Here is a 16707-nt window from a genome sequence, read left to right as displayed (position 1 = left end):
TGTCCTGTTTTGCCTGCAAGCTGCTAGAATGTTGGAGTATCGATCAACGATCGACGGCGATCTTGGATGTACATCAGTCTGCGGATCAACAATGTCGACGCCCTGCTCGCTGGCACCTCGACCAGCTACGTGGCGCGTGATAGCGGCTTCGAAATCGGGCGCGATGCTTGTGACTGGACCTTGCCCGACCCCGACAAGTTCATCTCGGGTCGGCACTGCGAGGTTCGATACGAGGCGGGCGCGTTCTGGCTGTACGACATCTCGCGCAACGGGACCTTCATCAATGGATCGAGCCAGCGCATGAGCGGCCCGCATCGGCTGGTCGATGGCGACCGGATGCTGATCGGCCGCTATGTCGTCTTGGTATCGGTCGAAGAAGAGCGCGCCACGGCAGACCACCCCAGCCGCGATTCGACACAGCGGGAAACGCCGGTCGCGACAGGCCGGCCGCTGGAATTCGGAGATGGGCCTTTCTTCGAGCCCGCGCAGCAACGGTCCGCACAGCGCAGTTCCGCGCCGACATTCTCGTCGCCTGCCCTTCCCTCAACCAGGGACGAGGTGCTGCGGGAGATCGCGATCGCAGCCGGCATTTCGCCGGAATTGCTTCAATCGCGCGACCCCCATGAAGTTGCCGCCGAAATCGGCGCGGTCTTGCGGGACGTGGTCGAGGAGCTGACCCTGCTGCTGAAAGCACGCGCGGCCGCGAAAATGTTGGCCAAAAGCACACAGCGAACGATGATCAGCGCCGCCGACAACAATCCGATGAAGTTCGTTCCAGGAACCGACGACATCCTGGAAATCATGTTCGCCCGGCGCAGGACCGGCTATCTTGATGCCAGGCGCAGCATCGAAGATGCATTCCGCGATCTCAAGACTCACGAGTTTGCCACTTATACCGCGATGCAAACCGCGCTCTCCCGGCTGCTTGACGACCTGTCGCCCGAGGCGATCGGCAGGAAACTCCCGCCTACCTCGTTTACGAAGAAGAAGAGCCAAGCCTGGGACGTCTATGTCGCGACATGGCGGACCATGGAGGAGGCACATGAAAACGGCATGCTTGATATATTCCTGGCCTATTTCAGCGAGGCCTACGCCAAGGCCGGCAAGCAGAAATAGGAGGTCCCAGGAAGGCACGGCCCCGGGAAACGTATGGCCAAAAAGCATATGGCCAAAAATGCATGGCACGGCAGTCGGCGAAGAAAAGTCTCGCTGACGCCCGGCGTCCGGTTCCAATCGACGATTTCTGAGATTACGATCGCATAAGACAGTTCGCCAAGCGGGTAAGACTCATTGAGCTGAGGGTCTGCGGCAAATGTCATGTCACTGCGTGATAGCATCTTCTAGCCATTGCCACGGCCGGCAGCGGCTGCCTTTCCTTTACCTGGCCGGAAACCGTTCTGCGCCCATCTCACCCCATCGCCGGCGCCCCGCCTGCACGGACGATCTGCGATGAGTTCGAAGGACGACCCCTTCGGCCCGGCGGGCAAGACGGTCATTCGCGCAAATCCGCGGAGCAAGCAAAAATCGACGCTAATTCCCGAGCTGCCCGTCGCGGACAGAGGCCAGTCCTCTCCAATCAAGGATTCGACGGTGTTCGATCCAGGCGGCGGGCGGTCGCCAGGCTGGGCATCCGGAACCATGATTTATCAAGGTGGCCCCGGCGATGTTGGTGCGCCGACAGGCTCTGCTGGGACTGCGCCGAGGACAGGCATCGAGCAGGAAAGCCTATTCAACGCCGGGAGCGGCATCAAATACGCCGCGGCAAACCCCATTCTCGCCGCGGCGGCACCTTTGCTGATGCTGCTCGGACAGCTCAGGCTCTTGCCCGTTGAAAGACAGGCGGCGCCATTGGCGCAACATATCACCGAGGCGATTGAGAAATTCGACCGGATAGTTGAGAAGTCAGGCGTTGCCGAAGAGGATGCCCGGATTGCGAAATTCGCCCTCTGCGAAACCGCCGACGATCTCATCGGTAACCTGCCCTGGCCCAGGAATGACGCCTGGGCGCCACACGGGATGCTGCGGCAATTCTTTCACCTCGAGCCCACCGGCACCGGCTTCTACGAAGCGCTGAACAAGATCCTGGCCAGTCCCGAAAAACACTACGATCTGCTCGAACTGATGCATGCCTGCCTGTCGCTGGGTTTCGAAGGCCAGTATCGAGGCGTGACGCGACAAGACAACAATCTCGAACGCGTTCGTCGCGACGTTTACGAGACGCTTCGCTATTTCAGGCCGCGTTCCGGTGGAGACATCTCGCCGCATTGGCAGGGCCTAGCGGCGACGATGGCGCAGTCCTCCGCCCGCCTGCCGCTTTGGGTCGTCGCGGCAGCGGCGACCGCGTTGCTGACAGCGGCGTTCTTCGCATTGCGGGTCTTCATCACCAATGAAGGCGAGGCGGTCGCGGGTGAATTGCTGGCGCTCGACCCATCAACACCAGTCGTCATAGAACGCGCCAGCGTGGCGCCGTTGGCTGAGCCGGCGAAAGTCACCCCACCAGCGGCCACCGCGCAGATTGATCGTATTCGTGCGGCATTGGCCAAGGATCTCGAAGGCGGCGGGCTGACCATCGGCACCAAGGGCGACTTCATCGTCGTGGAGATCAACAATCTCCTGCTGTTTCAGTCCGGCAGGGCCGAGGCGAGGCCGGAATTCCAGCCCATTGCCACCGACATCGCCGCGGCTCTGGAACACGAGCCTGGACCAATCCGGATCGTCGGCCACACGGACAATGTGAAACCACGAAAGTCGAGCGCGTTCAAATCCAACTTCGACCTTTCCGTCGCCCGGGCGAAGGCAGTCGAAGTGTTGATGGCAGTGAAATTCACCGATCCCTCGCGACTGACGGTCGAGGGTAAGGGCGAGGACGAGCCGATCGCCGACAATGCGACACCGGATGGCCGCGCCAAGAACCGCCGTGTCGATGTGATGATCCCCAGGGAGGAAACACTGTGAGCACGGCCCGCTGGAACCACCCATGACGCGTTGGCTGTTGCGGATATTCAGCGTGATCGCGCTGGTCGGCTTCGTCGCGGCAGTGTGGTTTGCCGGGCCATTGATCCGCTTCGCCGACATCCGGCCGCTCGGACCTGGGTGGCTGCGCGCGACGATCATTGGTGTGATCCTCGCGCTGCTGGCGCTTTTTTACGCGCTGCGTTTCTGGAAAGCGAGGAAGGCGCAAAAAGCGCTCGAAGCCGTTGTTGCGCACAATGCCGACCGCGATGACGATTCTCGGGTGCTCGAAGCGCGGATGAATGAGGCCGTGGCGGCGCTCAAACGGTCGAGCGGCAAGCGCAACTTTCTCTATGAGATCCCCTGGTACGTTGTCATCGGCCCGCCGGGTGCCGGCAAGACGACGGCTCTGGTCAATTCAGGCCTGAATTTTCCGCTTGCCGGTTCGGGGGACGCCCAACCGGTGGCCGGTGTTGGCGGAACACGTGCCTGCGACTGGTGGTTTACCGATCAGGCCGTGCTGATCGACACCGCAGGTCGTTATACGACGCAGGACTCCAATCCCGAGATTGACAAGAAGAGCTGGCTCGCATTCCTGTCACTGCTCAAGAGGTACCGCACCAGACAACCGATAAACGGCGTCATCCTGGCCATCAGCCTTGCCGATGTGATGAGCTTCGATGATCAGCAGCTTGATGCCCACATCGTCGAGATACGCAGCCGCCTGAGAGAAATTCACGAGACGCTGAAGATCCAGTTTCCCGTCTATCTGCTTTTCACCAAGGCCGATCTGGTTTCAGGGTTCACGGATTATTTCGGCGGTTTCGACGAGGCGCGCAGACGCAAGGTATGGGGCACGACATTCCAGACGGGGGAGCGCGATAGGAACATGGCCGCCGCGGCTCCTGCCGAACTCGATGGGCTGGCGGAACGACTGGCGGACGAGATGGCCGACCGCCTCCAGGAAGAGGCTGATCCGGTCACGCGCATCTCCATCTTCGGCTTTCCGGCTCAGTTCGGCGCGCTGAGGGCTCGCATTACCAGTTTTGTCGCCGGTCTATTCGACCCGTCCCGCAGCCAGGTGAAAGCCAGCCTGCGTGGACTCTATTTTTCGTCAGGCACGCAAGAGGGAACGCCCATCGATCAAGTGCTGGGCGCAATCGGCCGCAATTTCGGGGGCAATTCCCGCCCGCACCTTTCCGGAACCGGCAAAAGCTTCTTTTTGCATGATCTGCTGACGGACGTCATTTTTGCCGAATCGGGATGGGTTTCGTATGACAAATCAGCTGCGAGGCGGGCGGCGGTGGCCAGATTTGGCGGCCTCGGTACGATAGCGCTGATCGCTGCTGCCGCACTCGGTACGCTCGCTCTGAGCTTCGCGGCCAACCGCTCGCTGATCGCGTCCGCAACGGTTGCTATGGGCCAGTATCGCGCGACGGCGGAAACGCTGCTCAAGGCGGCCACGGTTACCGATGTGGACCTTGAAAACGTCATCGGCCCGCTCGACCAGTTGCGCGACCTGCCGGCCGGGTTCGAAGCCGCTGAGCTAGCGACACCGATCGGGGAGACGTTCGGCCTCAGTCAGCGGGAAAGACTTCTTTCCGCGTCCCGGACCGCTTATCGGAAAGGCCTGGAACGCATGTTGCGCTCGCGCCTGCTGATCCAGGCCGAGCGAACGATCCAAGCCAAGATGGGCGATCCCGCCGCACTCTACGAGCCGTTGAAAATCTACCTCATGCTTGGTGGCAAGGCGCCGAAGGTCGATGACGCGCTGATCGTTTCCTGGATGAAGCAAGATTGGGAACAGAACCGATACCCGGGCGAAAACAACCGCGAGGGACGAGCGCACCTCGAAAAGCACCTGCGCGCCATGCTCGCCTTGGACGACGCCTATGACCCCGTTTTCGAACTGAACCAGCCCCTTGTTGAAGCCGCACAACGCTCTCTCGAGCGCATGAGCCTTGCCGATCGAGCGACCGCTTTGATCAAGTCGGCGATCTACGCGGCGGCGCTGGATGACTTCTCCGTTTCCCAGCAAGGTGGTCCCGAAGCCCAACTGCTGTTCGAACGTATCGATGGCAGCGAGCTGGCGGACCTTCGTGTTCCCGGTCTCTACACCAGTTCCGGCTTCAACAGGTTCTACCTTGCCCAACTCTCGCGCATTGCGCAGATGCTCGTCGACGAGCAGTGGGTTCTCGGTGGTGGCGGAGAGCAAGGCGACATCGATCAGCAATTGCTCAGGCTTGGCCCGGAACTTCTCGATCGCTACGGCAAGGCGTTCGCCGCGGCGTGGAACAGCGTTCTCGACCAGTTGAAATTCAAGGCGATGCTGACAGACAAGCCGCACTATACCGCGCTTTCAGCCGCTGCCTCCCCCAGTTCGCCGATAAAGCGGCTGTTTTCGGCGATCGCCAACGAGACGGCGCTGACACGGGACCCAGGTGACGGTCCTGGCGCCGAGACAGAATCCGCGGCTCAAAACCAGCAACGCAGCGCCGCAGAATTAGCCAAGGGCTTAGCCCGTATCGGCATACACATAGCCAACGGCAAATCGCAAATCCGCGCCGGCGCACAGCCCGCTGACGTACAGAACTTGAATCCGGGCGCGAACATTGAAGCGCGATTCAAATCATTCCAGGTCCTGGTGAACGGGCCCGCCGGACATCGCCCGATCGACGCACTAACCCAGAACTTCAGCGACATCTATCAAAGCCTGCGACTGGCCACCGAAGTTCCTTCGCAGGTGGAGCGGCTCAACGGTAATCTGCAGCTACAGATTGCCACCCTTCGCGCCAATGTCTCGCGTCTGCCCAAGCAACTCGGCCGGATGGTCAACACGACGGCAGATGAGTTCGAAGGTAACGTCGCCGAAACCTCGGTGACAAACTTGAACCAGATACTCGACCAGACGGTCACAGCCCCCTGCGAGGCAGCGATCAACGGCCGTTACCCCTTCGACGGGAGCAGCACCGAGGACGTCGCCATGGCCGATTTCGCGAAGCTGTTCGCCCCAGGCGGACTGATGGACCGGTTCTTTGCACAAAATCTGGCCTCGCTGATCGACATGACCGGCCAGGACTGGCGTTGGAAACAGGATACGCGCTTTGGACGCAACTTGTCGAAATCGACCTTGAAGGACTTCCAGTTGGCTGCGGAAATCCGCATTGCCTTTTTTCCATCGGGCGCTTCAGTACCCTCCGTCAGCGTCACCTTTACACCCTTCTCGCTGCATGGCGATGCCGACATGGCCGTACTTGATGTCGATGGCCAGACCGTTCAGAGCAACCAGACCGGAAATGGGCCGAGCACGGTGACTTGGCCGACCGGTACGGCTACCCCATCCGCGAGCCTCAGCCTGACGCCAGAAATGCCGGGGCGCCAGTCCGCCATCACGTTCGAAGGGCCGTGGGCCTTGACGCGGCTTCTGAGCAAGGCGGCTATCACGGGCAACGAGGGCAGCATGCAGGCCCGCTTCGTGATCGGCGGGCGCGACGTCACCTACACGATCCAGACAGGGTCCGGCACCAACCCCTTCCTGCTCCCTGCCCTTTCCGGGTTCACCTGTCCCAAGGCGTTCTGAGATTGAGATGATCCTGGGCAGTAAGCCGCAGAAGCGCAAAACCAGGCACACACATATTTTAGTTTTCGATACTCTAATGTTTGAGCCTGTGGCAAAGTGGCACGAACGCGCCCGAAGGTGCGCCGCGGAGGACGCTGGGAGAAGCGTTTGGTGGCAAATTGAACAATGTCGCCCTTCCCATTGAAAGCTTCGGCGTGAGCCACAGAGGCTGTGTGCGGGAGCTCAATGAAGACAACTACCTGGTCGAGCCCCAGGCTGGCCTGTGGTTGGTCGCCGACGGGATGGGTGGTCACGACGCCGGAGAAGTCGCTTCAGCCAGTATCGTCAATCATCTGGCAACGATCGGGATTGCCAGCTCCGCACCGGATCTTCGGGCGCGCTTCGAAGACAGGCTGAGCAGGGCTAATGCCGAGATCCGCCGCATATCCCAGTCTCGCGGGATAACAATCGGCTCAACTTTTGCCGCCCTGCTTGCCATAGACGGGCGGTTCGCCTGCCTCTGGGCTGGTGACAGCCGCGTGTATCTGATCCGCGAGGCCTCGATCTCGCAAATATCGAAGGACCATACTGAGGTTCAGGAACTCATCGATAAAGGCATGCTCACCGAAGCCGAAGCGCTCACCTGGCCGCGCCGCAATGTCATTACGCAGGCAGTCGGCGTCAGCGACGAGATTGTCATCGATTTCCAGCAAGGTGAAATCCTGCCGGGGGACATCTTTGTGCTGAGCACCGATGGCCTGACGGCGCATGTCACCGATGCCGAGATCAAGGCTGCGACAGTGTCCGCGACACCTCAGTCGGCGTGTGAAAACCTGCTGGAAACGGTTCTGGCGCGTGGCGGAACAGACAATGTGACCATCGTGCTTGTCAGGGTCGCGGGCGGATACGATAGCCAGTCGCCCCGTCCAGCTCTGTACAAAGCGCGGGGGCGGGGCTGATGAGCGCCGACGACAAGACGCGGATATCGCCAGGCGCGGCCAACACTGCCGTGGGCACGCAACTGAGCGGTATCTACGAACTTGACGAGCGGATCGCATTCGGGGGCATGGGCGAAGTCTACCGGGGCCATAACATCCAGACCGGCGACCATGTCGCGATCAAGATCGTTTTGCCGGAATTCGCGCGCGACCAAACGATCTTGTCCCTGTTTCGCAAAGAGGCAACTATCCTGAACCACCTGTCGCATGACGCGGTGGTGCGTTATCACGTCTTCACGATCGATCCGGGGATCGGTCGTCCCTACCTCGCCATGGAATTCGTCGACGGAGCGTCGTTGTTCGACATCATGCGACGTGGGGCGATGCCGACGGGAGAGGTACGAAAGCTGTGCCATCGCCTCGCTTCCGGTCTAAGCGCCGTGCACCAGGCCGGAGCAATACACCGCGACCTCTCGCCGGATAACATTATTCTGCCGGGGGACCGGGTTGACCGTGCGAAGATCATCGATTTCGGCATCGCACGCTCGGCGACGGTGGGCGGAGAGACCCTGATAGGCGGAAGGTTCGCGGGAAAGTACAACTATGTTTCGCCCGAACAACTCGGGCTCTACAGCGGCGACGTCAGAGAGCAGTCCGACATCTACAGCCTTGGGCTGGTATTGGTTGCCGCCTTGCGCGGCAAGCCGGTCGATATGAGCGGCTCGCAGTTCGAAGTCATCGAAAAGCGCCGGACCGTGCCTAATCTCTCCGATATCGATGACGATTTTCGCGGCATTGTCGAAGCCATGCTTCAACCGGATCCGCGAGACCGGCCCGTCAGCATGGCCGAAATCGCCAGGATGACACGTGACGACAACGAGGAGACAATCCCGCCGACTTCCCTCACACCCCGCGTTAGGCCGGGTTTGCCGCCGATAGGGCAAGCCGCGGCTCCAGCCAGCAAGAATGAGGTCGAGCGGCACGACGAGGCAGCCGCGACGGGTTCAGGTGGGCCGCGCTTCGTCCAGCATGTGCGGCCCGCGCATTTGTCTGGACCGCCGCGTCCGGGCCCCGTCGGCGCTGCACGTACCGCCACAGCCGAGGCGCCTGGCAAATCCACAACGACCCGAACGATCGCGCTCTGTGCCTTGGCGGCGCTAGCCGTGGCCTCTGGAGGCGGCCTTTATCTGGGCGGCGTCATGACGCCTGCGACGCCGACTGTCGGCAAGACGTCGCTTTCCGCGGCAGAGCCAGCAAAGCCCGCGCCCCAAACGTCACAGCCCGCCGCTACGCAGGATGTAGCGAACGCGCCCGAGCCGCCAAAGGTTGTTCCGCCGGCGCAGCCGGAAACGCAGGCCGGCACACCGCCCGCCGAGGATAAGCCACATGCTGTGGCAGCTCAAAGACTGCCGTCGGCCAAGCCCGTCGACATACCTCTACGAACCGAGGCGCCGCCGAAGCCAATCCCGACGAACGCGCCGCCGCCAGGAAGAGCATCGCCGGCAATCCAGCCTGACATGACGGCCAGCGATAGGCAAAAGCCGACTTCCCCCGATACGACCGCTCCAACCCCGCCAGAAGCCGAAACGATCCCAACTCCGCTGCCGGCTGAGACGGAGGTTGTCGAGATCAAAAAGCCCGAACCACGGGCCAGCCCGCCGGCCGCCCCAATCCCGGAACTGAAATCGAATGCAGGTCCAGCGGTGGATGCCAACGGCAACAGCCAGATTTCTGCATTGCCGACAGGCAAGCAGCCGAACCAACGCGTTGTAGCGTTGAACGTGCCCAAACCAGCGATCCCCCCGGCGGTCGACGATATCGCTCAACGCGTCGCCTGGGTTCGCGCCTTCGGCGGCGGCGACTGTTTCTATGCCGCCGTCACATCTGCTACCGACAAGGCCGCCGCAATCGAAGGATTTGGCACGGCCGTCCAGCCATTCGAACGCATGCTCGGCGATTTCCAGGCAAAATTCCATGTCGAGCCAGACATCAGCGTCCGCCTCATTGAGCCAAGCCAATGCGAGGTAACCAATTTTCTGCGCTTTCTGGGACAGACCGCGGCCGACCAGCCGCAGCTTGTTCTCGACCGAACATCCGTGCCGAACGGTACGCCGATTAGCGGTACATTGGTAACGCGCAGAGGGCTCATCTCCAGCGTTCTGCTGATCGACCACAAAGGCATGGTGTTCAATCTCGACGACCGCATCGTCACGGGGTCGGACAAGGCGACCTTCAGGATCCCGATTGGTCTCGGCACGGCCGATAAGGCTGCTGGAAAGTCCGTGCCGCAGATAATACTGGTGATCACGGGCCCTCGCGACATTCAGTCGGCTGCCTTCTCCGATCCCACGCCAGCTTCGGCGCTGTTGCCCAAAATCATCGAGGAAGTCGAGACCGACGGATCTCGGTTCTCAGCCACTGCCAAGTATTTCCGGCTCGGCGGATAGCGTGGGCCTAGCATGGAACGCCGCCGCTGGTGTTTGACCGCTTGGTCTGCCCTGCCCGAAAAGCAGCAGGTCCGGTTCCAGCCCTATCTGCCCCGAGGGCGCGCATGAAACTCGCGATCATTTTGGGCGCTCCCCTCGCCCTGCTGTTGTCCAGCCAAGCGCGAGCCGAGTTCACGGTCTGCAATCAGACACTCGATGTCGTCAATCTCGCCGTCGGCCAGAAGGTCGACAATGCGGACCAGACCGATGGATGGTGGACCATCGGCGCAAACCAATGCGTGAACGTTATCCGGGAGGAACTGACCAACCGCTACGTCTACATCTATGCAACTGACGTGTTTGGTCATGCCATCCTCGCCGGATTGACCGAAATGTGCATCGAACGGCGACGTTTCTCGATCCGCGGCAGTGACGAATGCTGGCAGCGCGGCCACATCACCGCCCGGTTTCTGGAAGTCGACACCCTCGAACAGGTGCGGTGGACCTTCTTCCTGACCGCAAGCAATCCGTGACACACCATATCGACACGAGCTTCAGACAGAAGAAGCAGGCGCGCGCCGCCCTTCGCAGGCGCACGCTATGGCGTAGGTTGATGGTGGGTTTGACCTCGGCTGTGCTGCTTTGCGTGGCCGCCGGTTTTTACCTGACCGCGGACTATTGGGCATTCGGCGACGAAGACGAGGAGTTGCATGCAGTCGAGGGGGCGGACGATGTGCCGGCCGACGCATCCGTCTACGTGCCAGCGCTGATCGATCTGGCGGGGGACCCGATGTGGATCACCCTTGCGCCAGATGCCGGCGCCGCAACCAAAGGCCGAGTGGTCCCGCGTCCGGCAGAACTCGATCAGGCCGACGTTTCTCCCCAGCTCGAAGTCCTGTCAGACGTCATGCTGAGCGCCAGCGAAAAATTCATGACGACGATACCATCGACGCAGGAGGATTTCGCATTCTTCCAAGCACAACGAAAAACCGCTGCCGCGCCATCGGGCGATCTGGAGAACGATCTTCAACCCTCGCCTCCCGCCAGGGAACTTGAAGCGGCTTCCGGTCAGAAAGCCGACAGCGACGATCCCGAAGCCGGATGGGGTGAGACGATCGATGCAGGCGATGCAGCCCTGCCGGCATTCCAGAAGACCGAGATCGAGAACAACACGAGCGTCGTAGCCGTCACCAATGAGTACCAGCGATTCGCGGCGACCGAAGACACGTTCGTGAAGGTTCTCAATGATCGCAGTCTGGACAGCGTAGCGTTGGATGCGCACTTCTCCGCGCAGGATGCCAAGCTGGCAGGCGAGGCCCTGAGCGCGCTTTTCCACCGGGACGGCCTGGCAGCGGGTTACGTCGTTGCGATGCGAGGGTTCAGGCCGACGCGCGACACGAGCGCAATGTCCCTGATGCAGGTTTCGATCTACGCCAAGAACCTGTTCGTCGGCACGCTGACGCGCAACGGCGCGGGCGCCTTCGTGTCGGGTGTTGATCCCTGGGTTCGCGAAGATCTGTTCAACTATTCGGGCGCACAGGAAGAAGGTACGCATAAACGACAGTATCGTCTGCTCGACGCCATCTATTCGACGGCAGCCCGCAACAATGTTCCAACCGGCGTGATCGGCGAGGCGATCATGTATCTTTCGAGAGGACAGGATCTGGACGCCTTTGCAAGCGAGGACCAGCGTCTGGTGATGATCTATTCACAGACGCCCAGGGGCAAGGACGAGGGCGCGGGACGGGTTCTGTATGTGGGCGTGCAGGGGAGCGAGAAAAGCCTCGACTGTTTTGTCTTCCAGCAAAGCGACGGCCAGTTTGCGTGTGTTACAGGTGACGATCAGGTACGCTCGCTGACAGTCACCAACGGCATGGTCACGCCGGTGAATGGCGTCATGACCTCCACCTTCGGACCACGAAAGCACCCCATTCTGGGGACCGTGCGCATCCATAAGGGCGTCGATTGGGCGGCACCCGTCGGCACGCCGATCGCAGCCGCCTTCGATGGCGAGATCACCTTCCAGGGCGATGGGGGAAGCTACGGCAATCTGGTCAAGATCTTGCACAAAAACGGCCGCGAGACGCGTTATGCGCACATGCAGAAATTTGCAATCGAAGCCGGCGTCGGCACCAAGGTCAAGGCAGGCGACGTCATCGGCTATATCGGCACCACCGGATTATCGACCGGCCCTCACCTGCATTTCGAGCTTTACCAAAACGGCGAGGCGATCGACCCCTTGGGCACGGTTACCGCGGTCGCATCGAACGATTCCGCGGTCGAAACGCTCACCGAGCGCATCGTTCACGTCGAAAGTGGCGGTAGCGCTCGCGCCAAGAATCCTAATTCTTCCGCGACGGGCGCCGGCCAGTTCATAACCAAGACCTGGATCAGGATGATGAATACCTACCGCCCGGAGCTTGCACGCACGCTGTCGACCGACGACCTACTCGCCCTGCGCTACGACGCCACGATCTCGCGAGAGATGGTGCGCAACCTGGCGCGCGAAGGCGAGGCCTACCTGCGCCAGCGCGGCCACCAAATCACGGCCGGCCGGCTCTATCTCTGTCACTTCCTTGGAATGGAAGGCGCGCATCAGGTTCTGTCGGCATCAGGTTCGGCGCAGCTGAGCGCTGTCCTGGGGTCGGCCGTCATCCAGGCCAACCCGTTCCTCACCGGCAAGACAGCCAGCTACGTGGTGGACTGGGCCGAAAGAAAAATGGGCCAGAAGCTGACTCATCTGGCAACCGACGCCGGGTCACAGACAACGACCACCGAAATCCGTCAGACGTCGCCGGAGTTCGAAAAATACAAACAGGCCATCACTGCTCTCATGGGCTCGATCCCAAATACGCTCTGAGCGTCAGGTCTGGCATGAGTTTCTTGCGCAGAAGGGTTCCCCCTCGGTTTGCCGCGCAGTTTCGACGGTTATTGCGTTTTTATCCGCATTTCCACGCGGCGGTTGGCAGGATCGTACGGGTTGGCGTTGCGAGGGTTCTTCTCGCCCATGCCGACGGCGTTGATGCGCGCGGCCTCGACACCGCTGGCCGTCAGGAAAGCTGCCACCGATTTCGCTCTTCGTTGTGACAGACCTTCGTTGTAGCGCAGCGTGCCCGTCGCATCGGTGTAGCCTTCGACGACGAAGTTGAACGTGCTCAGCCGGTTGTCTTTCAAAGCCTTGGCAAACTCTTCGAGCTCAGCGCGCGCGGTTGCGTCGAGTTGGGCCGAATCCAGCCCGAAATTGATCAGCATGTCGAGGTTGGATCTGCCTTCCTGCTGCCCATTGGTGTTGCTCTTGTTGCACTCCTCTTCGGAACCGACACAAATTCCTCGAGATTTGCCAAGATCGGCTGCGCCGGCAAAAAACTTCACGATGTCTTCTGATTTCCGAGCCGGATCGGCGGAAGCATGGTTCGAGAAAAACACGACCGCCAACACAAAGGCTGAACGACTCCACTGCATAGCGCTCCTCCTGTTTGAGTATCCGATTTTGATCGATCGCGAACATATCAAATTCCAGCGCAATTGTCTGTGGCCAAACGTTGGAGGTGCGATCATCGCGACTGTTTTGGCCGTGGCACGGCTTGAGACTTGACCCGCGCCGTGCCTGAGGCTTGAGTGGCCAAAGTTCCTCGATGAAAGCGCGGCGTTCATGGCCCATGGGCTCCGATTCAAAACGGCACGGGATCTTTTCGCAGCTTGTCCCGCTATCACCAGGGACATGCGCACTCCTCCGACCGAACAGCACTCGATCGCGTTTTGCCGCGACCTCCTCGCCGGGCGCATTCCTGAGGAAGCGATTACATTTTGCGCCTACCTGCTTCCCGAGCGGGCCGCGGTCTGGTGGGCCCACGAATGCCTAAGCCATCTGAGCGACCTCTTCGATGAGACCGATCACCGGTTGCTCGGTCTTGTCCGCGACTGGGTGAGCGAGCCCGACAGCCCCCGCCATCGAACAGAGATCAGAGCCGCCGCGGCAAAATCGCCAACAACCCCGGTCGGCTGGATTATCCTAGCTGCGGGATCGCGTGAAGATCGGTCAGCCGTGGCCGCGATGCCGGCACTGGATTTGCCGCCTTCTCCTGCTGCCTATGCAATCAATGCCGGAATTCTGGCCGGTCTGGCACGCGTGGCGCTCGTGGACCGTTTCTCGGTGCTGTCGGCGTTCGTCGAAATCGGTATCCAGATGGCCGAGATCGAGGCCCTCCACCAGTCAACGGATGCATCTTAGGGGCACTCGCCCACACGACCGGCACCCACAGAACTGGAGGACGCCCTCCGTCCCGCCTACTTGCAACCCCCTTGAGCCCATTTGGCGAGCGCCACCTTGAAGCGTGTCCCAAGCGGATGCTGCAAGCGCAGAACGGAGACATCGTTGGCGGCGAAATTCTTCGCCTGATCACACAGTCGGGTCTCGTTCCACTCATGGCAGCCGTCGCAGTGCTTGCCCTGCCATACCGAATTGTCGAGGCCCTCCACCGGACTGAAGCGTGGCTCGCCTTTTATGAGCTCCGCAATACTCTTCCCATCGATTTCGGGGTCGCCGAAATCGATCGGAAGGTCGAAAAAGATCGGGTCGTCAGAGGCGAGTTTTGGGATTTTCTGACGGAGCACATTGAGTGCGAGTTGGGCGTCATTGGCGGAACTCGACGGATTAGCAGTGGCATTGCGCGTATCCGAGTCGCCTTGCGGTCCGGGAACGCCCGCCTCACCGACGATCAGCGGTGAGTTGAGATCAACCTTGTGCAGGACGACCTCGGTGGTCAGCGAGACGTTGCTCCAGGGGCGCTGCTTGCTAGCGGTTGCCTTGAACACATCGGCGGTAACACGGTTCATCGCCTCAGTGATGGACACATTTGTCTCGCCAATGTGCGCAAGCAACGCCGAGGTGAACGGCGAATGTTTGCCGGATCCGTCGTAGGCGACCTGATTTGGACTGGTGGCGAACGCGACAAGCGTACCGGCACCGCCATTCTCGATCGAGATTTCCGCAAGGCCGCTTTTTGCTCCCCTGACGCCGGCGGTCTTTGCCAGCACCTCGGCTAGAGGATTGTCGCGACAGGCGTCGAGGAAAATAAGCCTTATGCTGGTCTCGCGAGACATCTGTCGCAGAACGAAATCGACAGGCACCGCCTCGAAGTCGAGCGAAGTCTCGTCCTCCAGGGCGGCATCGATCGGAAGAAGATAGTTGCTGCCTGAAACCTGCAAGCCATGGCCCGCATAGAAGAAAAGCGCGATGTCCGCCCCGCGCACCTGCTTTGCGAACTGCGCTATTGTCGTCTGGGTCTGCAACTTGGTCAGGTCGAAGCCGGAAACGACTTCAAAACCAAGATCTTTCAGGCTTTCAGCGATGGCTTTGGCGTCGCGCACCGGATTGGCGAGTGCCGGGGCGTGCAGATATTGGGAGTTGCCAAGCACCAGCGCTGTACGGCGCTCGGCATCGGCTGCCGTCAAAGTGAAAAGCAGCGCAACTGCCGCGAGCCCGATTGCGCGCAGAAGGCTACTGCGACGGGCGATCAGATCGAAACCCACCGGGACAACAGATCCTTCCTCAGTTGACGAGCTTGGTGGCGGAAAACTCGATCCGCCGATTGAGCGCCTTGTTCTTCGGCGTGTCGTTGCCGGCGACTGGACGTTCCTCGCCGTAGCCGGTCGCCGTGATCTGCGTGCGCGGAATGCCCGCTCCAACAATGGCGTCGGCCACTGCCTGGGCCCTGCGCTCCGATAAGCGCTTGTTCTCTGCAACCGGTCCATCGGCATCGGTGTGTCCGGAAACTTCGACCTTTAGGCCTGGGCATTTGCTGACGACACCGACGACCTCAGCGAGGAGCGGGCGGCTTTGGGCATCGAGCCGCGCGCTCGCGGGGCGAAAATAGATCGCCCCGGTACGGGACAGCACCGCAAACCTGTTGAGGCATTCCTCATCGTTGAAGTTGGTCTTCGTCGCATCGGTGGCGACGGGCCCGACCTCGGTGCTTGCCGCAACGGTCTGGGCGGGGGGCGGCTTGCTTCCGTCGGCCGTGAACACGAAATCGAACGACACCGATGCGGTAGGAACAATGTTGGTCACACTGGCCGCCTGTTGGAGTTTGTCGACGTTGGGCAATAGACCGAAGTCTTCCACATGCACCGCGACAGGGGCCTCCGAGGCGACCGACACCATGGTGTCGCTGACCATGGTCACCACGACATTGGCCTCAAGATCCTTGTCGACCCCATGCAGGTTGAGACGGAATGGAAGAACCGCCTTCATACGTCGCTTGGTGGCGAGGTCGGCAAATGCCGCCGGATCCACTTTCGCTGTCAGTTCGGCGGTTGGAAACTTGTAGGTCTCAAAGAAGAGGAACCGCATCCGGACATTGCGCAGGTCGACCCCGGTATCGACTGAGTTGAGGTCAAAGGAGACCTTGGCGTCGCCGGTCGAAGTGAGGCTGCCGGAAATATTCCTGATCTTGTTGGTTTCGACGATCGTGTTCTTCTTGACCGACTGATAGGTGAGGACCGAAGCGGTCGGATCGAGCGCCCAGTTCGTCTGCGCGTTCGCCGTTCCCAGTCCGGGCAAAAACAACACGAACAACGAAACGATCAAGCCAAGCGTCTTCGCGGCGACTCTGCTTCTTGACCGTGCGTTGCGCCAGACTCCGAGAACTTCGAACATGGCTCCCCCTGCCTACGACAACAGAACCCCGTATCGACATCACGACCATGCGGTGTCTCCACAGAGCATAGAGCACTTGCTGCCAATTGGCGAGCATCCCGGTTGGTGTGCTTGGCCAGCCCGCGATCCCGGCATCGCGATACCGCACCTTGCCTGAGTGCGGGGGGATTTGAA

11 protein-coding genes and 1 pseudogene are annotated in these 16707 nt (G+C 60.8%); 9 read left to right on the top strand and 3 right to left on the bottom strand.

What is annotated here, in order from left to right; all coding sequences use genetic code 11:
* Positions 1 to 66 precede the first annotated feature (66 nt).
* The 8 genes and pseudogenes from LB547_RS32540 to LB547_RS24195 all read left to right on the top strand — a co-directional run.
* Positions 67 to 288: pseudogene (locus tag LB547_RS32540) on the top strand (FHA domain-containing protein); the annotation flags it as partial.
* A gap of 48 nt (positions 289 to 336) precedes the next feature.
* Positions 337 to 1116, top strand: a complete 780-nt coding sequence (gene tagH / locus LB547_RS24225; RefSeq protein WP_318013584.1) for a type VI secretion system-associated FHA domain protein TagH — start codon at positions 337 to 339, stop codon at positions 1114 to 1116.
* A 333-nt stretch (positions 1117 to 1449) separates the two neighbouring features.
* Positions 1450 to 2955: a type VI secretion system protein TssL, long form gene (tssL, locus tag LB547_RS24220; protein ID WP_140498303.1), complete on the top strand. Its 1506-nt coding sequence runs from the start codon at positions 1450 to 1452 to the stop codon at positions 2953 to 2955.
* Positions 2956 to 2977: 22 nt separating this feature from the next.
* A complete protein-coding gene (gene tssM, locus LB547_RS24215; protein WP_140656718.1) occupies positions 2978 to 6532 on the top strand; it encodes a type VI secretion system membrane subunit TssM in 3555 nt (1184 codons plus the stop codon).
* Positions 6533 to 6690: 158 nt separating this feature from the next.
* On the top strand, positions 6691 to 7470 hold the full coding sequence (locus LB547_RS24210) for a PP2C family protein-serine/threonine phosphatase (RefSeq protein WP_140581123.1): 780 nt from the start codon (positions 6691 to 6693) through the stop codon (positions 7468 to 7470).
* A complete protein-coding gene (locus LB547_RS24205; protein ID WP_140762888.1) occupies positions 7470 to 9896 on the top strand; it encodes a serine/threonine-protein kinase in 2427 nt (808 codons plus the stop codon). Before LB547_RS24210 ends, LB547_RS24205 begins: the two co-directional genes overlap by 1 nt.
* Before the next feature lie 104 nt (positions 9897 to 10000).
* Positions 10001 to 10408, top strand: coding sequence for a DUF1036 domain-containing protein (locus tag LB547_RS24200; protein ID WP_181165311.1), 408 nt, complete (start codon positions 10001 to 10003; stop codon positions 10406 to 10408).
* Positions 10405 to 12735, top strand: a complete 2331-nt coding sequence (locus tag LB547_RS24195; protein WP_140632398.1) for a M23 family metallopeptidase — start codon at positions 10405 to 10407, stop codon at positions 12733 to 12735. The genes LB547_RS24200 and LB547_RS24195 overlap by 4 nt, the downstream gene beginning before the upstream one ends.
* 68 nt (positions 12736 to 12803) lie before the next feature.
* On the opposite strand, the gene LB547_RS24190 is transcribed toward LB547_RS24195, so the two are convergent.
* Entirely contained in the window at positions 12804 to 13337 is a 534-nt protein-coding gene (locus LB547_RS24190; protein ID WP_140498307.1) for an OmpA family protein, read from the bottom strand.
* A gap of 190 nt (positions 13338 to 13527) precedes the next feature.
* Here LB547_RS24190 and LB547_RS24185 point away from each other — a divergent pair, with 190 nt between their 5' ends.
* Positions 13528 to 14106, top strand: coding sequence for a DUF6931 family protein (locus LB547_RS24185; protein ID WP_140762885.1), 579 nt, complete (start codon positions 13528 to 13530; stop codon positions 14104 to 14106).
* Positions 14107 to 14162: 56 nt separating this feature from the next.
* On the opposite strand, the gene LB547_RS24180 is transcribed toward LB547_RS24185, so the two are convergent.
* Both LB547_RS24180 and LB547_RS24175 read right to left on the bottom strand, forming a co-directional pair.
* Positions 14163 to 15407: a caspase family protein gene (locus LB547_RS24180; protein ID WP_140762883.1), complete on the bottom strand. Its 1245-nt coding sequence runs from the start codon at positions 15405 to 15407 to the stop codon at positions 14163 to 14165.
* A gap of 19 nt (positions 15408 to 15426) precedes the next feature.
* Entirely contained in the window at positions 15427 to 16533 is a 1107-nt protein-coding gene (locus LB547_RS24175; RefSeq protein ID WP_140762880.1) for an OmpA family protein, read from the bottom strand.
* Between the last annotated feature and the right edge of the window lie 174 nt (positions 16534 to 16707).

Source organism: Mesorhizobium sp. B264B1B (assembly GCF_020165765.1).
In the GTDB taxonomy this organism is placed as follows: Bacteria; Pseudomonadota; Alphaproteobacteria; order Rhizobiales; family Rhizobiaceae; genus Mesorhizobium.
Note: the sequence above shows the minus strand (reverse complement) of the source record. Positions and strands in the feature narration are given on the sequence as shown.